The sequence below is a fragment of the Providencia sp. PROV267 genome, assembly GCF_028477825.1.
Taxonomy (GTDB): domain Bacteria; phylum Pseudomonadota; class Gammaproteobacteria; order Enterobacterales; family Enterobacteriaceae; genus Providencia; species Providencia stuartii.
The window spans coordinates 151,844-174,578 of the sequence record NZ_JAMPLX010000001.1 but is presented as its reverse complement, the minus strand read 5'-3'; the positions used below and the strand labels follow the sequence as shown (position 1 = coordinate 174,578).

Sequence of the window (22,735 nt, the reverse complement as noted above, 5' to 3'; positions counted from 1 at the left end):
TATGAATAACCTAAATGTCATTGTTGCCGATGATCATCCTATTGTTCTTTTCGGTATCAGAAAGTCACTCGAACAGATTGAATGGGTCAATATCGTTGGTGAATTTGAAGATTCAACGTCTTTAATTAATAACTTAGCGCGTTTAAATGCCGACGTCTTAGTCACTGATTTATCAATGCCTGGTGATAAATACGGCGATGGTATTACGTTAATCAAATATATTAAACGTCACTACCCTGATCTTTCTGTCATTGTTCTCACCATGAACAATAACCCTGCGATTTTAAGTGCAATCCTTGAGCTAGATATTGAAGGTATTGTTTTAAAACAAGGCGCGCCTGCTGATCTACCAAAAGCTTTAGCTGCATTACAAAAAGGGAAAAAATTTACCCCTGAGAGTGTGAGTAAGCTACTTGAGAAAGTGAATGCAAGTGGTTATGGAGATAAGCGCTTATCGCCAAAAGAGAGTGAAGTTTTACGTCTCTTTGCAGAAGGCTTTTTGGTCACAGAAATAGCTAAGAAATTGAATCGTAGTATTAAAACGATTAGTAGCCAAAAGAAATCAGCAATGTTGAAACTCGGTGTCGACAACGATATCGCATTACTTAACTACCTGTCTTCTGTTAGCATCGATAACTCATCTACCGATTAATCGATAAATCACCTTTATGTTATTGCTGAAAAACCCGATACAAACGGGTTTTTCTCTTTAACGCTTTTACCGGGTAGCTTATTTATTACCCACGAATTTCAATAAGGTTTCTTTCAAGGTTGTGATTTTGGTTGGCTTAGATAGACAGCCATTCATACCTGCATCCCGGCAACGTTGCTTCTCCTCCTCCATTGCATTTGCTGTTAATGCAATAATTGGAACTGTTGAACCTAAGTTTCGTAACGCTTTAGACAGCCCATAACCATCCATGTTTGGCATATTCACATCGGTTAAAACGATATCAACCGTATGGTTTTCTAGATATTTCAGTGCATCAATACCATCAACGGCAGTACAAGTGCTAAAACCAATATTGGATATTTGATCGCTTAACATCACCCTATTGATTGGATGATCATCAACAATTAATACTTGGTATGAACTCAGTGAACCATCTATCTCAAGGGAGTTTGCTTTATTGCTCTCTTCTTTTGCAACCTGCTCACCTCGTGATTTCGAAATAAATTTATCGATGATTGATGGTAACTTTTCATTCTGATAAGTGTTATATAACCATTTGTTAGGCGACTCTTCACGCAAATCACCAACATATAGATTACACAGATGAAGTACTTTTTTACTCTTTAACTCATGAGAGTCTTGGTTATCGGTGATCAATAAATCATAACTTTCTGCCTTATCAATTTCTTTATCAACACAGACAACAAAATGGTTATGTCTAAGTAGTCTGGTTAAAAAGCTAGAAAGACATTGGTTCCGGCAAATAATCGCTATCCGATAATGAAAGCGGTATTCCGGAATAGCATGTTCGGTATACTTTTGGCCATAAAGTGGGATACGGATAATAAAGGAGCTACCCAAGCCTATTTGCGAATTAACTTCAATATCTCCATCCATCAAGTTAATCAACTTTTCACAGATTGCTAACCCTAAACCTGTACCTTTATGCCCCAAATTATTTTGGTCATGCACTTGGAAGAAGGGATCAAAAAGTTGTAACACAACCGCTTGCGGCATGCCTATCCCTGAGTCTTTAATTTCAATCTTTAAATAGTTTTCGTCACGCCAAACATAGAAAAAGACAAAACCAGAATCTGTGAATTTAATACTATTATTGATGATATTCGATATCACCTGCTGTAGCCTTACCGCATCACTCAATAGCAAATCAGGCACATTAGGTTCAATAAAGGAATAAAGCGCTATCTGTTTTTTCGCGACTAAAGGCAAGTAGTTAGCTAAGACAAAAGCAAAAACATCACGGCAATTAAATAGTTTATATTCAATGTTTAGTTGATTAGATTCAATTTTTGAAAAATCCAATATATCACTGATAATTTGCAGCAACAGTGAGGATGAATTATCCATCGTGGTTACAAGACGATTCGCTTTATCGGATAACTCAAGCCGCTGTAATAATTCAATATTACCGATAATACCATATAGTGGCGTACGTAATTCATGACTCACCGTTGCCAAGAACATGGATTTAGCATGGTTAGCCTGTTCCGCAGCATCAGCCACATCTTGTAAGGATTTCTCCATCTGAACACGGATACTAATATCAATCAGTACGCATATAGCAACATCTTCGTTTTGATAACGCGAATTAACAAAGCTTATTTGTAGATGCGTACTACTACTAGTCACAACATCAATGTAATTACTCGATTTTTGGCGAATAATTGTCAGTATGCGCTGTTTATCATCTTCACTTAATAAGCGGAAATAATCGTGAGCTAATTCATTACTCAGAATGTTGCCACCATCGCTTAACCTTAGAATGATGATGCCGACAGGCGCCGATGCTACAATTTTATGGTTAAACTGTTCATGCTCTTCAAGGCGAATAGCGGTATTCGCGGCTGGCACTAGCATTTTGCGCTCTAACAACCAAATGAGGAAAAAGATCAGGCAGCCAGAGGTGATATTAATAACGATACTATAAAAAATGGACGCTCTATGCTCTGCAAATATCTCGCTGGTGGGAACAGCATACACCACTGTCATTAATGATGGCGATAAGCGCTTTTTAAAAATCAGTTTTGAATAATCGGAGCTAAAGCCAAAAAAACTAGGCTCAGAAATAGAGAGTAAATTGGAATTTTTAGGATTCAAGTCCGTTGGGTAATATAAAACCGGTTGGTTATACGAATTAAGGACGACCACTTCAAAGGATTTATTCGAACGTTGTATAAATTGATTTAAGCTGATTGTTCTCTCTAAACCAATAAACCCATACAGAAGGCTACTCACATAAATAGGTTGGATCAGATACAACTGCCCTGAATCGGTTTGAGCACCATGAACAATCGTATATAAGTTACGCTCTTGCCCTTGTAATCTTAGGCTTTGATAGGAACGTATATTTTCGTAGCCAACCTTTTTTAAGATCTCAATGTCAGATACGGTCGTACGGATTGGAAAATCCATCATGCAGTAACTCTTAGAGCCTATTACAAAGACATGATTTAACCCTTGCGGAGCAGCAATACTGTCTTTCCAAAAATAAATGAGTTGTTCGAATGCGTTTAGGTAATCACTGGTTCTATTTTTAAAATAGGTACAATCCGCCTCGGGTGATAATGGGTACAGGCTATAGGATCCCGTGGCAGGTAATGTGACGTAATTTGGTTCATTTTCCAGTCGCTCTTCATGTTGTTCAGTCATAAACTGGATAGAGCGCAATGTGGTACCGGTTTGCAAAATGAACGCCTGCATATTTTCAAACCCTGAATAAAACTGCTGGCGTATATCTGACTTGCTTTCATTAAATTGGGTATAAAGGAAGAATAAGGTAATAAAAACCCCCATTCCCCATAGCATTAAGCCGAGGATACGGAATAAATCACGGGATAATCGTAATGATGTTCTAAATGACGGTAAATATCTCAAGATCTATCCTACACAGGCTATGTTACTGTGACTGAGTATACTCGATAAAAGTTGTAAAAAGCGATAGTTGTTAAACTGGATGGTTAGATAGCAAAACGGGCGGTAAACCGCCCGTCGAATCAATGACCCATACATTTATTCAGGCGTATTGGTTCCCATGTCTGTGCTAGGTATATCCTCTGCACCTGCTTCATCAGAATTTTCATCTTCCTCTGTTTCAGCGACACGTTGTAAACCAACAACTTTTTCTTCTTCCGCTGTTCTAATCAGCGTCACACCTTGTGTATTACGGCCAACAACACTAACTTCCGAAACGCGTGTACGCACTAAAGTACCAGCATTCGTGATCATCATAATCTGATCGGTTTCATCCACTTGGATAGCCCCAACCACATTACCATTACGCTCACTGACTTTAATTGAAATCACACCTTGAGTTGCCCGCGATTTCGTTGGGTACTCTTGCTCAGCTGTCCGTTTACCATAACCGTTTTCAGTCACAGTTAAGATATGGCCTTCGCCGCGAGGGATAATCAGTGAAACCACTTTGTCTTCATCGGCTAGACGAATACCACGTACCCCAGTTGCAGTACGTCCCATCGGGCGAACCGCATCTTCAGCAAAACGAACAACCTTACCTTGAGCAGAGAACAGCATGACTTCATTTGAACCATTGGTTAAATCAACACCAATCAATTCATCGCCTTCATTGAGGTTAACGGCAATAATACCGGCACTTCTTGGGCGGCTAAAGTCTTGCAATGCCGTTTTCTTCACCGTACCACTCGCCGTTGCCATAAAGACATAGTAGCCTTCTTCGTATTCACGAACTGGCAAGATAGCGGTAATACGCTCATCTTGTTCAAGTGGCAACAGATTCACAATTGGACGACCCCGTGCTCCACGGCTGGCCTCTGGTAATTGGTAAACTTTCATCCAATATAGGCGACCACGGCTAGAGAAGCATAGGATGGTGTCGTGGGTATTCGCCACCAGCAAGCGCTCAATAAAGTCTTCTTCTTTAATGCGTGCTGCCGATTTACCTTTACCGCCACGGCGTTGCGCTTCGTAATCAGACAGTGGTTGATATTTCACATAGCCTTGGTGAGACAGTGTTACCACCACATCTTCTTGGCTAATCAAATCTTCAATGTTGATATCCGCTGTATTTTCGGTGATCTCAGTACGACGAGCATCATTATACAGTTCACGGATAGCTTCTAACTCTTCGCGAATAACTTCCATTAAACGCTCAGGGCTACGTAGAATATACAACAGTTCTTCGATTTGCTTCAGAAGATCACGGTATTCTTCCAGCAGTTTCTCATGCTCAAGCCCGGTCAGTTTTTGCAGACGCAAATCCAAAATCGCTTGGGCTTGTTGCTCAGTCAGATAGTATTGACCGTCGTGTACGCCATATTGTTCTTCAAGCCATTCTGGGCGTGCTGCATCATCACCGGCACGCTCAAGCATCGCTGCCACATTACCAAGATCCCAAGGGCGTGCGATCAACCCTGCCTTCGCTTCTGCTGGCGTCGGTGCACGACGAATTAACTCGATAATAGGATCAATGTTAGCTAATGCAACGGCTAATGCTTCAAGAATATGTGCTCGTTCACGTGCTTTACGCAATTCAAAAATAGTGCGGCGAGTCACCACTTCACGGCGGTGGCGAACGAACGCAGCAATAATATCTTTTAAATTAAGGATTTTCGGTTGGCCTTGATGCAAGGCTACCATATTAATGCCGAACGAGACTTGAAGCTGAGTCAGCGAGTAAAGATTGTTAAGGACAACCTCTCCTACCGCATCACGTTTCACTTCAATCACGATACGCATGCCGTCTTTATCAGACTCATCGCGTAATGCACTAATTCCTTCAACACGTTTTTCTTTAACGAGTTCAGCTATTTTCTCAATAAGACGAGCTTTGTTTACCTGATAAGGAATTTCGCTGACAATAATCGTTTCGCGGCCATTTTTTTCGTCAACTTCGACCTCAGCACGCGCACGAATATAGACCTTACCACGGCCAGTACGGTACGCATCGATAATTCCACGGCGACCATTAATGATAGCGGCAGTCGGGAAATCAGGCCCTGGGATGTGCTCCATCAGACCTTCAATGCTAATATCTTCATCATCTATATAAGCAAGGCAACCGCTGATCACTTCCCCTAGGTTGTGTGGAGGAATGTTCGTTGCCATCCCAACAGCAATACCTGACGAACCATTAACCAATAGGTTAGGGATTTTCGTAGGCATAACTTCAGGGATTTGCTCTGTACCATCATAGTTTGGGACGAAATCAACGGTCTCTTTTTCAAGATCCGCTAACATTTCATGGGCAATTTTCGCCATACGGATTTCCGTATAACGCATTGCAGCTGCGGAATCTCCGTCAACTGAACCAAAGTTCCCCTGACCATCTACCAGCATATAACGCATAGAAAAAGGCTGAGCAAGACGAACGATTGTCTCATAAACAGCGCTATCACCATGTGGATGGTATTTACCGATAACGTCCCCGACTATACGGGCAGATTTTTTATAGGGTTTATTCCAATCATTTCCCAATACATTCATCGCAAACAGTACTCTGCGGTGTACTGGCTTCAGTCCATCTCGAACATCTGGAAGCGCGCGCCCGACAATAACGGACATCGCATAATCCAAATACGAACTTTTGAGTTCTTCTTCGATATTGACCGGTGTGATTTCTCTGGCAATGTCGCTCATGGAACCACTGTCCCTCATAACTTCGGATTCAAAGGTTTAGAACTATACCACAATTCGCCAATTTAATAAAAAAAATGAGAAGTGAGTATTTGTCTTTCAAGCTATGTATAATAGCGGAAAAATGTCTTTATGTGTCCGTATACTTTGAGTTTATTGCGTAAGAGCAACAAAAAAACGTTTTATGGCCTCAATAAATTCGCGTATTAACGTTTGGACACCTATCTAGGAACAGGAGCTCCACTCATGAATGATACTTCAACCCCCGCGTATCAGAACGTCGATAAGCATGAAATTGAGAAGTTTGAAGCTATTGCTTCTCGCTGGTGGGATCTCGAAGGTGAATTTGCCCCACTTCATCGCATTAATCCGCTTCGCCTTGGCTATATTATGCAACGGGTTGATGGTTTATTTGGTAAGAAAGTACTTGATGTGGGCTGTGGTGGCGGAATTTTATCTGAAAGTATGGCACGTGAAGGTGCCGATGTGACGGGACTTGATATGGGGGCGGACCCACTGATGGTCGCACGCCTGCACTCATTAGAGTCAGGGATCCCTGTTGAATACGTACAAGAAACAGTAGAGCAGCACGCAGACAAATATCCACAAGCTTATGATGTCGTGACCTGCATGGAGATGTTGGAGCATGTGCCTGATCCACAGTCGGTCGTACGTGCGTGTGCTAAATTGGTCAAGCCCGGTGGGCATGTTATTTTTTCGACGATCAACCGCAATAAAAAAGCGTGGTTAATGGCGGTCGTTGCAGCGGAATATGTGATGAAAATGGTTCCGAAAGGCACCCACGATGCGAAAAAATTTATTCGCCCTTCTGAACTGATTTCGTGGGCAAACGAGGCTCAGCTAAAAGATAGGCATATCATGGGTTTACATTATAATCCACTCAAAGATAAATTCTATTTAGGCCCGAATGTGGACGTTAATTATATGCTCCATACTGTCAACGAATAAATAGCAAGCGTTACGTTCAAGAAAACAGCAAACGATCGCATTTTGCAAAATTTATTTTCGTCACCCTGTTGCGAGTTTCCACTTATAGAATTCCTTTTCTAGTGCAGCTTACCGACAAGGTGACGTTTTTTATCCCTACAGTTATCCACAGAAGACTCAGATTTGTGCACTTGATAAAACCGCTTATTAACATTATCTTGTTATAGTAAAATCAACAAACCACTACATATAGTATGTAATTTGAATCTAACACTACAAGTCTCATAGAGTTAATCTATGAGCTTTTTTGCGTTAGCAATATGCTATTTTGTAGGTCAACCAAGGTGTACTTGCTCATGAACCAGAGTCTGTTAGTCACAAAACGTGATGGACATAAAGAACGCATTGATCTCGATAAAATCCACAAGGTAATCACTTGGGCTGCTGAAGGCCTGAATAATGTATCTGTTTCTCAGGTGGAGTTACGTTCACAGATTCAGTTTTATGATGGGATCAGAACGTCTGATATTCATGAAACCATGATCAAAGCGGCTGCTGACCTTATTACTGGCGATACGCCTGACTATCAATATCTTGCGGCGCGTCTTGCAATATTCCATCTACGTAAAAAAGCGTATGGTCAATTTGAGCCACCCGCGCTGTACAAGCACGTCACTCGCCTTGTTGAAATGGGCAAATATGATAAGCATTTGCTGGAAGACTACTCACAAGAAGAGTTCGAGCAAATGGATAGTTTCATTGACCATTGGCGTGACATGAATTTCTCCTATGCTGCCGTCAAACAACTTGAAGGTAAGTATTTAGTACAAAACCGTGTTACGGGCGAGATTTATGAGAGTGCACAGTTCCTCTATATTCTCGTTGCTGCATGCTTGTTCTCTCATTATCCAAAAGAGACTCGCTTAGACTACATCCGTCGTTTCTATGATGCGGCTTCCACATTTAAGATTTCGCTACCAACACCAATCATGGCTGGTGTTCGTACACCAACTCGTCAATTCAGCTCTTGCGTATTGATTGAGTGTGGCGATAGCTTAGATTCTATCAACGCAACATCCAGTGCGATTGTTAAGTATGTGTCTCAACGTGCAGGTATCGGTGTAAACGCAGGCCGTATCCGTGCTTTAGGTAGCCCGATTCGTGGCGGTGAAGCATTCCATACTGGTTGTATCCCTTTTTATAAGCACTTCCAAACCGCCGTTAAGTCTTGTTCACAAGGCGGTGTGCGCGGTGGTGCAGCGACACTTTTCTACCCTTTATGGCATTTAGAAGTTGAAAGCCTATTAGTGCTGAAAAATAACCGTGGGGTTGAAGGTAACCGTGTTCGCCATATGGATTATGGTGTCCAAGTCAACAAATTGATGTATGAGCGTTTGATCAAAAACCAAGATATTACGCTGTTCAGCCCTTCTGATGTGCCTGGTTTATATGATGCTTTCTTTGCTGATCAGGATGAATTTGAGCGCCTGTATCTGGCTTATGAACAAGACGACAGCATCCGTAAATCCAGTGTTAAAGCGGTTGACCTCTTTTCATTAATGATGCAAGAGCGTGCATCAACAGGTCGTATCTATATTCAGAACGTTGACCACTGTAATACTCACAGCCCATTTGATCCTTTAGTTGCACCAGTGCGTCAATCAAACCTGTGTTTAGAGATTGCACTGCCGACAAAACCATTGAATAACATCAATGATGAAGAAGGTGAAATTGCGCTTTGTACGCTGTCAGCCTTTAACTTGGGTGCGATTGAAAACCTTGATGAATTAGAAGAGTTGGCCGTGCTTGCTGTACGTGCATTGGATGCCCTTCTCGATTATCAAGACTACCCGATTATTGCCGCGAAGAAAGGGGCAATGGGTCGCCGTACTTTAGGTATTGGCGTCATTAACTATGCTTATTATTTAGCCAAGCATGGTGTTCGCTATTCCGATGGCAGCGCCAACAATTTGACTCACAAAACCTTTGAAGCAATTCAATACTATCTATTGAAAGCCTCTAACGAATTGGCTAAAGAGCAAGGCGCTTGCCCTTGGTTCAATGAAACCACTTATTCAAAAGGTATTCTACCAATTGATACCTATAAGAAAGAGTTGGATAAATTGACTGATGAGCCTCTGCATTATGATTGGGAAACGTTACGTAAAGATATCCAACAATATGGTCTGCGTAACTCAACCTTATCAGCGTTGATGCCATCGGAAACATCATCACAGATCTCTAACGCAACCAATGGTATCGAGCCACCTCGTGGTTATATCAGCATTAAAGCATCTAAAGATGGTATTTTACGCCAAGTTGTACCTGATTATGAGAATCTTAAAGGTGCCTATGAGTTGTTATGGCAAATGCCTTCAAACAGTGGCTATTTGCAATTAGTCGGTATTATGCAGAAGTTTGTTGATCAGTCTATTTCTGCAAACACCAACTATGACCCAACGCGCTTTGCAACAGGCAAAGTACCAATGAATCAATTGCTAAAAGATTTATTGCTCGCCTATAAGTTTGGTGTGAAAACACTTTACTACCACAACACCCGCGATGGTGCGGAAGATGTTCAAGGTGATCTGGAAGAAGTTGTTGAGTCAGCGGATTCAGATTGTGAAGGCGGCGCGTGTAAAATTTAATAGGAATTGTCATGTCACATACTTACACCATTTTCTCACAAAAGAGAAATGACCAGTTACTTGAGCCGATGTTTTTCGGTCAACCTGTTAACGTTGCTCGTTACGACCAACAAAAGTATCCGATTTTCGAAAAGTTAATCGAGAAACAGCTTTCATTTTTCTGGCGTCCAGAAGAAGTTGACGTTTCCCGTGACCGCATTGACTATAATGGCTTGCCTGATCATGAGAAACACATATTTATTAGTAACCTGAAATACCAAACGCTGCTGGACTCTATTCAGGGTCGCAGCCCGAACGTGGCGTTATTGCCACTGATTTCAATTCCTGAATTAGAAACTTGGGTTGAAACTTGGTCATTTTCAGAGACGATCCATTCACGCTCTTACACTCATATTATCCGTAATATCGTGAATGATCCGGCAATCATCTTTGATGATATCGTTGAAAACGAAGAGATCTTAAAACGCGCTCGTGACATTTCTGCTTACTATGACACGCTGATTGAGATGACCAACTATTACCATATGTTTGGTGAAGGTACTCACACCTGCAATGGTAAACAAATCACAGTATCACTACGTGCACTGAAAAAACAGTTGTACCTGTGCCTAATGAGCGTAAATGCCTTAGAAGCTATCCGTTTCTATGTCAGTTTTGCTTGCTCATTTGCCTTTGCAGAGCGTGAGCTAATGGAAGGGAACGCAAAAATTATTAAACTGATTGCGCGTGATGAAGCCCTTCACTTAACAGGAACCCAGCATATGCTGAACTTGTTACGTTCTGGGCAGGATGATCCTGAAATGGCAGAGATTGCTGCTGAGTGCGAAGACGAGTGCTATAAACTGTTCGTGGATGCAGCTGAACAAGAAAAAGAGTGGGCTGAATATCTGTTCAGTGAAGGTTCTATGATTGGCCTAAATAAAGATATTCTGTGCCAATACGTGGAATATATCACCAATATCCGTATGCAAGCTGTTGGGTTAAAATTACCTTTTGAGGCACGCTCAAACCCAATCCCTTGGATCAACGCATGGTTGGTGTCTGACAACGTTCAAGTTGCGCCGCAAGAAGTCGAAGTTAGCTCTTATCTGGTTGGTCAGATTGACTCTGAAGTCAACACTGATGACCTGAGTGATTTCGAACTCTAATCATGGCTAGCCATAAAGTCACCCTGCGGCTCTCGCAGGGTGTGCAAGTACCTTACCACACCGAGATCCACACAAGCCTGCTTGAAGCACTTGAAGACAGCCGTATTCCTGTTGAATATCAGTGCCGAGAAGGCTATTGTGGCTCATGTCGAGTCATGCTATTAAAAGGGAAAGTGGGCTATAAACAAAAACCGCTTGCCTTTGTACAAGACGGTGAGATTTTACCTTGTTGTTGCCATCCCCTTTCTGACATCGAAATCGGTTAAAACCTCACAGCGATGACGCTCTCTTTACGCCATCGCTGTTAATTAAACACGTCACTTACAGATTATAGATAACCATATAATCCTGCAAATACCCATCCAAACACACAAGAGACACCAACACCAATGAGGCCGGGTAGAATGAAGCTGTGGTTAATCACAAATTTACCTATCCGAGTCGTACCGGAACGGTCAAATTGAATAGCGGCTAAATCACTTGGATAAGTCGGAAGAATATAATAACCATAGCAAGCAGGCGCAGATGCGATGATATAGGCAGGATCAACACCAATGCCGAGCGCTATCGGAACGACCGCAGCTAAAGCGGCTGCTTGTGAGTTCACAAATTTAGAGACCAATAAGAGGATCACGGCATAAGCCCATGGATAGTCTTTGACTAATGCCCCAAGCGTGCCTTTGATTTGATCCATATGCGCGCCAAACATTGTTTCTGCCATCCAAGCGATACCATATACGGCAACAATGGCAATCATTCCTGAACGAAAAACCTCATTTTTCGAAATCTGTGCCGGATTTGTTTTACAAATAATGATGATCAGCGCACCAGCGAGCAGCATAAACATCTGTATCACAAGTACCATTGACAGTGGTTTGCCATTAACCAATGGCCTTAATTCAGAAACTGCCCCCAAAATCGCAACAACCCCAATAGAAGCGAGGAAAATCCACATAGCAACCCAATTGATTTTCGGTAACTTTTTATCGAGTAGTGTCGCGCTGTCGCCATACACATATTCGTAATTTTCATGTACCGAAATAAACTTTTGGAATTCCGGATCTTTATCGAGATCTTTCCCTCTGAACCAACTGAAAATACCGATTGCCAGTATCCCGATTAGGGTCGATGGAATGGTAATCGCCAAGAGATCTAAAAATTCGAGCGATTTACCATTAATGGTGATGCCATTTAACATCGCCACTAAGGACACCACTGCAACAGAGACAGGGCTGGCAATAATCCCCATTTGTGCACCAATACTACTGGCCGCCATCGGTCTTTCAGGACGAATATTATTTTTTATCGCCGCGTCATAGATAATAGGAAGGATGGTATACACCACATGCCCTGTACCACACAAAATGGTTAAAATACAGGTAACAAAAGGTGCCACAATAGAGATGTATTTTGGATTTTTACGTAGTAGTCGTTCTGCAATTTGTAGCATGACATCCAAACCGCCTGATGCCTGTAGAGTCGCTGATGCTGCAACAACAGCGATGATCACAAGCATAACATCAACAGGCGGTTTTCCAGGAGGTAAACCAAAACCAAAAACGAGTATCACTAAGCCAACGCCGCCTAGCAGCCCGAGAGCCATTCCCCCTTTTCTTGCTCCGTAGAACAAGCAGACGAGGATAATGGCAAGTTGTATCAAAAAGTCCATAAGTTCATCCTTTCAATTAATGTTTCCTTACATTATCGGGATGAAAGATTGACACAGATTTGATTTATATTAACTGGTTAAAGAATTTAATCTTATTTTTCAATTCGATTTTCCCACCCCGTCACAAAATTTATCTTAGGTTCCTGAGATACTGTCCTGTTAATCTAAAACATCATATATATCAATCAATTAATTAACATCCGTTAACATTTAAAATCCGATGTATTTACCTTTAATCACCATATCAATAACGATTATTCATTAACTAGGACGAATAATTCGTTGCTATTTTCACCATTCCTTTATAAGAAATACGCGCGTGTGTAATTTTATGTTTACACTCATTGTAATTTAGATTTGACAGAAAAACTGTGATCGCATAATCTGCTCAGCTAATAAATCCACGACTTTTAATCAGAGGAATTTGTGAAAAATCGCACGCTAGGTAGCGTTTTAATCGTTGCAGGAACAACAATAGGTGCAGGGATGCTGGCTATGCCACTTGCCGCTGCGGGTGTCGGTTTCACAGGTATTGCATGCCTACTTGTCGGCCTATGGATGTTAATGAGTTATACCTCATTACTGCTCGTTGAGGTTTATCAATACAATCCACCAGATATGGGCTTGGGATCAATCGCGAAAAAATACCTTGGGCCTATTGGACAAATCGTCACAGGCTTAAGTATGTTACTTCTGATGTACGCGCTGACTACCGCTTATATTGGTGGCGCGGGTGTCCTGATCTCCAACAGCCTACTCTCGTGGTGGGATATTCATCTGTCGACCAAAACATCAATTATCTTATTTACGCTTATCGGTGGTGCTGTTGTTTGTATTGGTACGCACTCTGTCGATTTTATTAACCGCCTACTATTTACAGCTAAAATTATCTTTTTAGTCATTATGTTGGCTGTTATGTTACCCCACGTTGAAACCGTCAACTTAGGCAGTATGCCTGCTGAAAAAGGGCTACTGCTGGCGGCAGTGCCAGTCATCTTCACCTCATTTGGTTTCCATGGTAGCGTGCCTAGCCTTGTGAATTACATGAATGGCGATGTGCGTAAACTTCGTATCATTTTCATTACAGGGAGTGCGATCCCTTTAGTTGCCTATATCTTGTGGCAGATAGCCACTTTAGGGTCGATCCCTTCTAACACATTTTTAGGGATTTTGGCGCAAAAGTCTGGCCTAGATGGCTTACTCACCGCCATTCGTGATGTCGTTACGGCTCCACGCGTTAATATTGCCGTTAATCTGTTTATGGATTTAGCGCTAGCCACATCGTTTTTAGGGGTTGCTCTTGGTTTATTCGATTACCTTGCTGATTTATTTAAACGGAATGATAGCCTCATTGGGCGTATTCAGACAGGCTTGTTAACTTTTTTACCTCCGTTATTAGCAGCGTTATTTTTTAGTAGTTTCGTACAGGCGTTAACTTATGCGGCGGTTGCATTGTCTGTATTAGCCCTGATCATCCCCGCATTATTGACAATGCAAGTTAGAGCCGTTGAAAAACCTATCGATAAGCAAGCTCATTACCGAGTTAAAGGCGGCTCTACTCTGCTCCGTCTGGTTTTATTATGCGGTTTTGCAGTGATCATTATTCAATTTGCTATCGTTGCAGGCTACCTACCTAATGTAGGCTAAATTTAGCGTCAAAAACAAAGCTCGTACCGTTCACTAAACGGAAAAGCCCCCCAATAGCAACCAACTATTGGGGGGCTTTTGATATCCGATTTTATAGCGTCACTCCAAACTGTACGGGTTCCGCTATATTACAACCAGTAATTAGAAGCTTAGACCTGCTCCCACATACCAACCGTCAGCAATTTTGTTGCTTGGGTTGTCATGCGTACCTTTAATATCGATGACACGGTAGCCTGCATCAACTGAAAGCGGTTTAAATACAGTATAGCGTGCGCCGACTTTTGCTTCGGTATAAGATTGACTTCCCGATGTTAATGATGCCGGAGCACCATAAGCTTCACCATAAATATTCAAAGAAGGCATCACTTGCCATCCAAGACCGGCTCCACCTGCTAGCGCCATACCATCTTTATTGTCTTCAGGTGATAAATATAAGGCTTTACCACCAACATAGGCTGAAAATGGACCTAGAGGCAAACCAAAGGTTGCGCCTAAGCTACCCATTTGACCATCATGATCACTACGCGCCCATGAGCCATCAAATGCAAGGCCTGCGCCTTTAGTACCAATGCCTGCATTGAGTTCAGTATAATGCTTACCCACATTCGCATTAACAGAAACAGCTTGTGCAGCCCCGACGAACATCATTGATGATGCTGCCGCTGCAACGAGAAATAATCCTTTACGCATATCATTGCCCCATTAATAGAAGTTATTTAGTCATACTACAATATATAAATCCAATTCTCAGTAGTTATTACTGTTTTTTACTTTTCAGTCATTAAAACAACACCATTCACAACGACGCTGAGTATTCCTATTGATTTTTAATCAGTTATCACAGTAATTGGTACTATGTATTAGTTATACTTTAACTAATCAACTATAATCCAATGATAATAAGGCATTATGCATGGAAAGCATTATATTTCGAACGAAATAAATGCATTTTTTAGTTTTATTGTCTATAACTTACTGGAGTATTGTGATGAAAAAGAAAGGTCTCACGACTGCATCTGGCGCACCTGTTGTTGATAATAATAATGTGATGACGGCAGGCCCTCGCGGCCCTATGCTATTACAGGATGTTTGGTTTTTAGAAAAATTAGCCCATTTTGACCGTGAAGTTATTCCTGAGCGCCGTATGCATGCTAAAGGTTCAGGCGCATTCGGTACTTTTACTGTTACACATGATATTACCCGTTATACCCGTGCAAATATCTTTTCTGCTGTCGGTAAACAAACGGATATGTTCGCACGCTTTTCAACGGTTGCCGGTGAACGTGGTGCGGCAGACGCTGAGCGTGACATCCGTGGTTTTGCATTAAAATTTTACACAGAAGAAGGTAACTGGGATCTGGTTGGTAATAACACCCCTGTGTTCTATCTGCGTGACCCGCTGAAATTTCCGGATTTGAACCACGTGGTTAAACGCTGCCCATACAGTAATATGCGTTCAATGGCTTATAAATGGGATTTCTTCTCTCATTTACCAGAATCACTTCATCAATTGACCATTGACGTGAGTGACCGAGGTATACCTCGTAGCTACCGTCATATGCACGGTTTTGGTAGCCATACTTATAGCTTTATCAATGATAAAAATGAACGTTTCTGGGTTAAATTCCACTTCCGTAGTCAGCAAGGCATTGAGAACTTGATGGATGATGAAGCAGAAGCGATCATCGGTAAAGATCGTGAAAGTTCTCAGCGTGACCTGTTTGATGCCATTAATAAAGGTGACTACCCACGCTGGAAGCTACAAATTCAAGTGATGCCAGAAGCCGAAGCGTCAAAAGTGCCTTATAATCCCTTTGATCTGACTAAAGTATGGCCTCACAAAGACTATCCATTAATTGATGTCGGTTACTTTGAATTAAATCGTAACCCTGCTAACTATTTCTCCGATGTTGAGCAAGCTGCCTTTAACCCAGCAAATATTGTTCCAGGTATCGGTTTCTCTCCGGATAAAATGTTGCAAGGTCGTTTGTTCTCGTATGGCGACACTCAGCGTTATCGTTTAGGTGTTAACCACTACCAGATCCCTGTTAACGCACCACGTTGCCCATTCCATAACTATCATCGTGATGGTGCAATGCGTGTTGATGGTAACAGTGGTAATGGTGTGACCTATGAACCAAACAGTGCAGGTATGTTCCAAGAGCAGCCTAATTTCAGTGAACCACCATTGACGCTTGAAGGTGCAGCTGATCATTGGAACCATCGCGAAGATGAAGACTATTTCAGCCAGCCGCGTGCATTATATGAACTGCTTGATGATGCAGAGCATCAACGCATGTTCAAACGTCTTGCAGGAGAGTTGATTGAGGCTTCTGAAGAGACACAAAAACGCCAAATTGACCTGTTCAAAAAAGTTCACCCTGAATATGGTGCGGGCGTAGAAAAAGCGTTAAATGCCCTTAAATAATCACGCTTAGTTAAACGTCAGGCTCTTATCTTGAGCCTGATGTTTATTATGAGCCATGCCGGAAATTAGTGATTAGTTTGCACTATTGACGAAACAAGCCCATCTAACTCTGACGATGCTTTATCACCCCTGTTTTCATCAAAAATAGATAAACTACAGTCCTGAATTCTCTTTTGACTGAATAAGGTCGGGTTGCTGTAACACCCAATTTTTCACTTGCTGGCGCGATACCTTAATACCGCTTCCTTTTAAGCTATTCTCTAATAGAAAAAAATGAGCAGGATATTGAAAAGGCGCTAGTTTGCCTTTTAGCCAACCTTGAATGGTGTCTAATTCACATTTATCGCTGAACTCAATCACGGCAACAGGCCTTTGACCAAACTCCACATCATCAATTGGAATAATAAAGCTTTGACTCACCGCTGGATGGTTATTAATCACCGCTTCAATATCTTCCGGTTGAACACACTCTCCACCACTAATAAATAAGTTATCCAGCCGCCCGATCACATGATACTCATCGTCGATATATGCGCCTCTATCATTGGTTTTGAACCAACCTTCGATAGTTTTTAATGGCATCATTTTTCCATCAAACCAATATCCCATCGCTTGGCTCTGTGAACGAACCTGAATTTCTCCCTCGACTAAGCGCAACTGTTTCCCTTTAAGTGGAAGGCCAACCCCTTTCTTACCATCTGCACGTTTTGCACAGACGGTCGAAGCCATTTCTGTCATACCATAACCACTCCAGCAATCAATGCCTCTATGTGAGGCAAGATCAGTCAATGCAGTCGGGATCGTCGCGCCACCAAGTAAAACCTGTTTTAAAGATAGTGATAATGCTTCCGTTTGATTGAGTAACCGCCACAATTGTGTCGGAACCAAAGACGCATGGGTAACCGTTTGTAATGCTTCGATAAGCGGTGTTGAGCGTATTGCTAATTGCGCTCCGCGCAGCAACCAACGCCATAAAATACCTTGCCCTGAAACATGAAATAACGGTAAAGAAAGCAGCCAGCAATCATGCTGTTGGTAATCCATCGCCTGTAACACACCATTTGCACTATCGAGGTGAGCAAGCACATTATGCACTGCCGCCTTTGGTAACCCCGTAGAGCCAGATGTTAAGATCAAAGTGGCGGGTTGGGTCTTCGCATGAGAAAAGTGAGGCAGATGGTGTTCCCACTCATGCGCCGTTACCGCTCGCTCTGACACGGCTAAAATTGGGTAAGTAAACTTAGCCAGTAAACCATCATCAAAGTCGATAGCAAAATCAATATTCAGATGTGGTAACAGTTCTGCCAGTAAAGACTCAGGTAAACGAGGGTTAAGAGGCAAAACTTTCGCCCCACAATACAATGTTGCAAGTTGGCTCAATAACAGTTCTACACTATTTTTACCTCGCAACACTACGGTTTGTCCGTCACGTAAACCCTGTTGAGTAAAGTGATAAGCGAGCCTCATCACTCGTTGATTCAGTTGTTCCCATGTCAATGGCTCAATATCGGTAATTAATGCCACTGCTTCAGGTCGATGACTGGCCCAATGTTGCCAAGGCCAGTCTTGGAAAAATACTAACTCTGCCATTCGATAGTCAATTCATCTAATTGCTTCACTGGAAGTGAACTATTTGGCCACGTGCGTATCAGTTGAGACTGGATCAAATCTAATGTGTCCAACCCCGGTAGCGTATTAGGCGTTAATGCATTAACAATGCGCGCTAACTGAGTCAAACCAAAACTACTTTCAATCGATGAGCTGATCACCGCTTGCAGACCGTGATGATGAGCCTCTGTGACTAATTGGCGGCAATAAGCAAGGCTACCGGTTAACATCGGCTTGATCACAATCGCCGCAACTCCCGGTTGAGGCTCCACCCTAAAACCAGCCTCACGCACACTTTCATCCCATGCAATGGCAATGCCAGTATCTGCGGCATATTGCAGTGATTCTTCCCGTGTTTTACAAGGCTCTTCAAGGAAGTCAATACGATCGCGATAAGCAGGGTTAACATATTTCGCAAAGCCATCTGCTTTTGCACGCGTCCAACTGCGATTAGCATCAAGACGTAATTTTAGGTCAGGCACCGCTTCCAGTAATAGGTTCGCCACCATGCCATCACGTACCGCCTCATACAAGCCGACTTTGACCTTAGCGATTTTTTCGCCTTCCATTGCACTTAGACGCAAAATCAGGTCATCAGGATCACCACTACACAATGGTGCTTTGCGGTAGTCGGCTTGCTCAGGAAGTTCCCCCGATAATTCGGCCAATGCACAACTACAACCAAAAGCTACCGACGGTAACAGGCTTTCCGCTAGTGGCTTACCACTTACCCACTCGGCAAGCCGATGTTTGGCTTCTTCTGTTGCCTCCGCCAGCGTTTCTTGGCTAAATTCGGGGAGCGGTGATATTTCCCCCCACCCTTCGTTATCCCCTTCTTGTAAGCGAACCAGCAACCCATCGCGAGTTTTCAGGCGTTGGTAGCGCAAGATAACGCCTGCCTCCATCGGCAGGCTAAACGCGTAAAGTGTTGCCTTACGCATTATGGATTACGCTTATATTTAGAGAAATCTGGCGCACGTTTTTCATTAAACGCATTGCGTCCTTCTTGACCTTCTTCTGTCATATAGAACAGCATAGTTGCATTGCCAGCCAACTCTTGTAGGCCTGCCTGACCGTCACAATCTGCATTGAGTGCCGCTTTCAAACAACGTAGTGCCATTGGGCTATTTTCAAGCATTTCACGACACCAGCGTACGGTCTCTTTTTCAAGAGAGGCATATGGTACAACCGTATTCACTAAGCCCATTTCCAATGCTTCTTGAGCGTTATACTGGCGGCACAGGAACCAAATTTCACGCGCTTTTTTCTGACCAACAATGCGTGCCATATAGGATGCACCCCAGCCACCATCAAAAGAGCCTACTTTAGGACCTGTTTGACCAAAAATCGCGTTATCCGCGGCAATCGTTAGGTCACACATCATATGTAATACGTGCCCACCCCCAATAGCAAAGCCAGCCACCATCGCCACAACAGGTTTTGGACAAGTACGAATTTGGCGTTGGAAATCTAGGACGTTGAGATGGTGAGTACCACTTTCATCACGATACCCGCCGTAATCCCCACGAATTTTTTGGTCTCCCCCTGCACAGAATGCTTTTTCGCCTTCACCCGTCAAGATAATAGTACCGATTTTATCGTCATAACGCGCATCAGCTAACGCTTGGATCATCTCTTTTACGGTCTGTGGTCGAAATGCGTTACGCACCTGTGGACGGTTAATCGTAATCTTTGCAATCCCTTCTGACGACTTGTGATAGAGAATGTCGTCAAACCCTTCTGAGCAATCTTGCCATTCGATTGGGGCATAGAGTTTTTCTTCGCTAGGATAAATCATTATCAAGTTCCTTTAACCACAGTGTGATAAAAAATGATGAAGTGCAGTGGCATAGCCATACGGATTTTCCCGATGAGCATTATGCCCTGCATTATTAATTAGCGTAATCGGCAAAGCATATTGTTGCGAAACGCTTCGAAATTTTTGATCTTGTTCACCACAAAAGTAGCGAAATGGCATCGTAAGCTGATACAGTTTGTCCACCAAAAAAGGCTGTTTAGACAAAGAGGTACTTTCTAACATATCAGCGACAGCTAAGGGGTTATTGTGCTGTCTTAACAAGATTAATTGTTGGCGTTGGCTCGCAGTTAAATGTGCAAATACAGGTTGTTGATACCAATCATTTAACACTTGGCAAATCGGCTCGTGGCGAAAACGTTGCGCCCAATGGTGGTCGTTGGTGTAACGAGACTCCCGCTCCGATGGGCTATTTAGCCCAACATTTCCCCCTTCAATTACCAACCCACTTAAACCTGTAGGTTGGCGATAACAAGCCGTATGCATGGCAAGGCGTGCACCCAACGAATACCCAATAAGGTAATAATGTTGAATACCATGATGTTGTAAAAGTTGAACTAACTGCTCATCAAAATCAGCAAAACTTTGGCAGCTTATAGACTGAGATAATCCATGACCGGGCAAATCAACACGCAATGACGGGAAGTTAGGGCACAATTCCACCATCGGCAGCCATTCATCGGCGCTACCGAGCAGCCCGTGTAACCACACTAACCAAGGCCCCGAATGATGTTCATTGTGTCGATAAGCCGCTAACATCAGAAACTGCCTACCTCATCAAGTAACTGTTTTAAAGTTCGCGCACCTTCGTCACTCTCGGTGTTTAATTCAATCAACAATGTCCCTTGTTGGTTATACCAAAATTGTTCAACTGTGGTTTTTAGAGAGAGCCAATCTTTAGGTGCTGCGTACTGCAAGCCAAACATCAGTGCCGCATGCTGAAAGTGAATATTTTGTGGCATACAATAATATTGCTGCCTTGCCGCTTCAGGCGTAGGTAGCATAGAAAATATCTGCCCACCGTTATTATTCACCACAATTAAAATCGTTGGCGCTGAAGGTGCTCGCAATAAAGCGAGGCTATTGAGGTCATACAGTGCCGAAAGGTCACCAACAATCCCCAAGGTCGGCTTGGTGGTTGCCCGCTGGACACCAGACATTGTTGAAATTAGACCATCGATACCACTGGCCCCCCGATTACTATAAACCGGATAACCCACGGGTAATTGCGCCAAAGCATCAATTAGCCGAACAATTAAACTATTACCCACAAATAACTGCCCTTTTGGCGGCAGTAGCGCTGGTAATTGATGCGCAATCGCGGCTTCAGAAAAGTGATTGCGTAACTTTGTACTCACATGCCGTTGTGTCTGCTCAGCCAACGAGTAAAGATCTTCACACCAAGCCCCTCTTGGTTGAGCGGGATGAGCATCAAGCCACCCTTTAATTGAGCATGTTAATTTACGTCCGTAGTGATGAGCGGGGTCAAGGCGTTCTGGGATCGTATCAATGATCCAGTATTCTTGTGGATGGCACTGCGCTTGCCATTGAAGTAGGCGTTTTCCTGTTAAGCTCGAGCCGAATTGTACCACCAGTTCAGCTTCATTAAGTCGCGCTTTGGCCTGTGGATGAGCTAACCATAAATCTGCACAAGGATAAGGTTGCCCTGTTTGTGACAACACATCGCTAATTAACGGCCAGCCAAGTTCCTTCGCCCAGTTTGCAACACGCTCACCATCTTGACTATTCATACGACCCGCAATAACAACCCCTTTTTTCTGACGCCAAAAATACCAGTCAGAAATATGGGCAACGGTGTTGGTTAAAGGCTCGCTTAACCAAGGTAAATTAGAATGCCACCAATCGCCAAGTTGTTGCTGCCATTCATAATCTCCTTCCGTTTCACCATACAGCGGCTCAGCAAATGGGCAGTTAATATGGAAAGCGCCGTGGTGTAGTTGATTCATCCCATTATCAATGGCACTGACTAACCATTTCGCCGAAATATCACGCGTTGGTCGGGGTAACATCAAACTTTGTGATGGGTGTGACGCAAAGATATGTGTTTGGCGAATAGCCTGATTCGCGCCACAATCGATAAGCTCCGGCGGTCTATCTGCCGTCAAAAAAATGACTTTTTCGCCAGTCAGTCCGGCTTCAATTAGGGCAGGATAGAGGTTAGCCACTGCGGTTCCTGAAGTGACGATCACGCCGACAGGCTCAAGGCTTGCTTTTGCTAAACCTAAAGCTAGATGCCCCAAGCCTCTTTCATCAAAATGAGTATGGCAGTGAAGCTTATTGTTATTCGCTGCTGCTAACGTCAAAGGTGTAGAGCGAGAACCAGGCGCAATACAAATATGTTTCATACCGTGGCGGGTGAGTGCTTCGATAATAATCTCAGCCCAACGCATATTAAAAACAGAATTCGACATAATGAGCTCAATAAGTTGTTTATTATCAGTAAGTGTAATGCGCTTGATATAAATTTCTTGATCTTAGAACAATTTTTAGTGAACTAA

At 42.9% G+C, this 22,735-nt stretch carries 16 protein-coding genes; 7 read left to right on the top strand and 9 right to left on the bottom strand.

The window, feature by feature from the left end:
• The first annotated feature begins 1 nt into the window (after position 1).
• Positions 2 to 652 carry a response regulator transcription factor RcsB gene (gene rcsB / locus PR709_RS00725; protein ID WP_004921064.1) on the top strand — a complete coding sequence of 217 codons (651 nt, stop codon included), beginning with the start codon at positions 2 to 4 and terminating at the stop codon, positions 650 to 652.
• Positions 653 to 730: 78 nt separating this feature from the next.
• Here rcsB and rcsC read toward each other — a convergent pair whose 3' ends face one another.
• Positions 731 to 3,511: a two-component system sensor histidine kinase RcsC gene (rcsC, locus tag PR709_RS00720; RefSeq protein ID WP_404824112.1), complete on the bottom strand. Its 2,781-nt coding sequence runs from the start codon at positions 3,509 to 3,511 to the stop codon at positions 731 to 733.
• A gap of 192 nt (positions 3,512 to 3,703) precedes the next feature.
• Positions 3,704 to 6,307 carry a DNA topoisomerase (ATP-hydrolyzing) subunit A gene (gene gyrA, locus PR709_RS00715; protein WP_040133282.1) on the bottom strand — a complete coding sequence of 868 codons (2,604 nt, stop codon included), beginning with the start codon at positions 6,305 to 6,307 and terminating at the stop codon, positions 3,704 to 3,706.
• A gap of 243 nt (positions 6,308 to 6,550) precedes the next feature.
• Between gyrA and ubiG the strand changes: the two genes are divergently transcribed.
• The 4 genes from ubiG (at position 6,551) to yfaE (ending at position 11,314) form a co-directional block, all read left to right on the top strand.
• The gene (gene ubiG / locus PR709_RS00710) at positions 6,551 to 7,273 is read left to right on the top strand and encodes a bifunctional 2-polyprenyl-6-hydroxyphenol methylase/3-demethylubiquinol 3-O-methyltransferase UbiG (RefSeq protein ID WP_004921073.1); all 723 of its coding nucleotides are present in this window, start codon (positions 6,551 to 6,553) and stop codon (positions 7,271 to 7,273) included.
• A 335-nt stretch (positions 7,274 to 7,608) separates the two neighbouring features.
• On the top strand, positions 7,609 to 9,900 hold the full coding sequence (gene nrdA / locus PR709_RS00705; RefSeq protein ID WP_004921074.1) for a class 1a ribonucleoside-diphosphate reductase subunit alpha: 2,292 nt from the start codon (positions 7,609 to 7,611) through the stop codon (positions 9,898 to 9,900).
• 11 nt (positions 9,901 to 9,911) lie between these two features.
• Positions 9,912 to 11,048, top strand: coding sequence for a class Ia ribonucleoside-diphosphate reductase subunit beta (gene nrdB, locus PR709_RS00700; protein ID WP_004921075.1), 1,137 nt, complete (start codon positions 9,912 to 9,914; stop codon positions 11,046 to 11,048).
• A gap of 2 nt (positions 11,049 to 11,050) precedes the next feature.
• Positions 11,051 to 11,314 carry a class I ribonucleotide reductase maintenance protein YfaE gene (gene yfaE / locus PR709_RS00695; protein ID WP_014656251.1) on the top strand — a complete coding sequence of 88 codons (264 nt, stop codon included), beginning with the start codon at positions 11,051 to 11,053 and terminating at the stop codon, positions 11,312 to 11,314.
• 62 nt (positions 11,315 to 11,376) lie between these two features.
• Here the strand turns inward: yfaE and PR709_RS00690 are convergent, their stop codons facing one another.
• Complete coding sequence (locus PR709_RS00690; RefSeq protein WP_004921077.1) at positions 11,377 to 12,717, bottom strand: anaerobic C4-dicarboxylate transporter; 1,341 nt, start codon at positions 12,715 to 12,717, stop codon at positions 11,377 to 11,379.
• A gap of 486 nt (positions 12,718 to 13,203) precedes the next feature.
• On the opposite strand from PR709_RS00690, the gene tyrP reads away from it, so the two are divergent.
• Positions 13,204 to 14,364, top strand: coding sequence for a tyrosine transporter TyrP (gene tyrP / locus PR709_RS00685; protein ID WP_230084765.1), 1,161 nt, complete (start codon positions 13,204 to 13,206; stop codon positions 14,362 to 14,364).
• Between the two features lie 141 nt (positions 14,365 to 14,505).
• Here the strand turns inward: tyrP and PR709_RS00680 are convergent, their stop codons facing one another.
• Positions 14,506 to 15,054 carry a YfaZ family outer membrane protein gene (locus PR709_RS00680; protein WP_004921080.1) on the bottom strand — a complete coding sequence of 183 codons (549 nt, stop codon included), beginning with the start codon at positions 15,052 to 15,054 and terminating at the stop codon, positions 14,506 to 14,508.
• A gap of 298 nt (positions 15,055 to 15,352) precedes the next feature.
• Between PR709_RS00680 and PR709_RS00675 the strand changes: the two genes are divergently transcribed.
• Positions 15,353 to 16,792: a catalase gene (locus tag PR709_RS00675; RefSeq protein WP_004921082.1), complete on the top strand. Its 1,440-nt coding sequence runs from the start codon at positions 15,353 to 15,355 to the stop codon at positions 16,790 to 16,792.
• A 153-nt stretch (positions 16,793 to 16,945) separates the two neighbouring features.
• Here the strand turns inward: PR709_RS00675 and menE are convergent, their stop codons facing one another.
• The 5 genes from menE to menD are packed head-to-tail and all read right to left on the bottom strand — an operon-like array spanning position 16,946 to position 22,648.
• Positions 16,946 to 18,382: an o-succinylbenzoate--CoA ligase gene (gene menE / locus PR709_RS00670; protein ID WP_004921083.1), complete on the bottom strand. Its 1,437-nt coding sequence runs from the start codon at positions 18,380 to 18,382 to the stop codon at positions 16,946 to 16,948.
• A complete protein-coding gene (gene menC, locus PR709_RS00665; protein ID WP_004921085.1) occupies positions 18,370 to 19,341 on the bottom strand; it encodes an o-succinylbenzoate synthase in 972 nt (323 codons plus the stop codon). The genes menE and menC overlap by 13 nt, the downstream gene beginning before the upstream one ends.
• Complete coding sequence (gene menB / locus PR709_RS00660; protein WP_004921088.1) at positions 19,341 to 20,198, bottom strand: 1,4-dihydroxy-2-naphthoyl-CoA synthase; 858 nt, start codon at positions 20,196 to 20,198, stop codon at positions 19,341 to 19,343. The genes menC and menB overlap by 1 nt, the downstream gene beginning before the upstream one ends.
• A gap of 12 nt (positions 20,199 to 20,210) precedes the next feature.
• Complete coding sequence (gene menH, locus PR709_RS00655) at positions 20,211 to 20,975, bottom strand: 2-succinyl-6-hydroxy-2,4-cyclohexadiene-1-carboxylate synthase (RefSeq protein WP_004921090.1); 765 nt, start codon at positions 20,973 to 20,975, stop codon at positions 20,211 to 20,213.
• A complete protein-coding gene (menD, locus tag PR709_RS00650) occupies positions 20,975 to 22,648 on the bottom strand; it encodes a 2-succinyl-5-enolpyruvyl-6-hydroxy-3-cyclohexene-1-carboxylic-acid synthase (protein WP_040133287.1) in 1,674 nt (557 codons plus the stop codon). Before menD ends, menH begins: the two co-directional genes overlap by 1 nt.
• Positions 22,649 to 22,735: the final 87 nt, after the last annotated feature.

Excerpts from the sequence above, each read along its gene's own strand:
- menD (WP_040133287.1), bottom strand. The coding sequence starts at position 22,648 with ATGTCGAATTCTGTTTTTAATATGCGTTGGGCTGAGATTATTATCGAA.
- PR709_RS00675 (WP_004921082.1), top strand. The coding sequence starts at position 15,353 with ATGAAAAAGAAAGGTCTCACGACTGCATCTGGCGCACCTGTTGTTGAT.
- menH (WP_004921090.1), bottom strand. The coding sequence starts at position 20,975 with ATGTTAGCGGCTTATCGACACAATGAACATCATTCGGGGCCTTGGTTA.
- tyrP (WP_230084765.1), top strand. The coding sequence starts at position 13,204 with ATGCTGGCTATGCCACTTGCCGCTGCGGGTGTCGGTTTCACAGGTATT.
- PR709_RS00680 (WP_004921080.1), bottom strand. The coding sequence starts at position 15,054 with ATGCGTAAAGGATTATTTCTCGTTGCAGCGGCAGCATCATCAATGATG.
- yfaE (WP_014656251.1), top strand. The coding sequence starts at position 11,051 with ATGGCTAGCCATAAAGTCACCCTGCGGCTCTCGCAGGGTGTGCAAGTA.
- ubiG (WP_004921073.1), top strand. The coding sequence starts at position 6,551 with ATGAATGATACTTCAACCCCCGCGTATCAGAACGTCGATAAGCATGAA.
- rcsB (WP_004921064.1), top strand. The coding sequence starts at position 2 with ATGAATAACCTAAATGTCATTGTTGCCGATGATCATCCTATTGTTCTT.
- menE (WP_004921083.1), bottom strand. The coding sequence starts at position 18,382 with ATGGCAGAGTTAGTATTTTTCCAAGACTGGCCTTGGCAACATTGGGCC.
- menB (WP_004921088.1), bottom strand. The coding sequence starts at position 20,198 with ATGATTTATCCTAGCGAAGAAAAACTCTATGCCCCAATCGAATGGCAA.
- PR709_RS00690 (WP_004921077.1), bottom strand. The coding sequence starts at position 12,717 with ATGGACTTTTTGATACAACTTGCCATTATCCTCGTCTGCTTGTTCTAC.
- nrdA (WP_004921074.1), top strand. The coding sequence starts at position 7,609 with ATGAACCAGAGTCTGTTAGTCACAAAACGTGATGGACATAAAGAACGC.
- nrdB (WP_004921075.1), top strand. The coding sequence starts at position 9,912 with ATGTCACATACTTACACCATTTTCTCACAAAAGAGAAATGACCAGTTA.
- menC (WP_004921085.1), bottom strand. The coding sequence starts at position 19,341 with ATGCGTAAGGCAACACTTTACGCGTTTAGCCTGCCGATGGAGGCAGGC.
- gyrA (WP_040133282.1), bottom strand. The coding sequence starts at position 6,307 with ATGAGCGACATTGCCAGAGAAATCACACCGGTCAATATCGAAGAAGAA.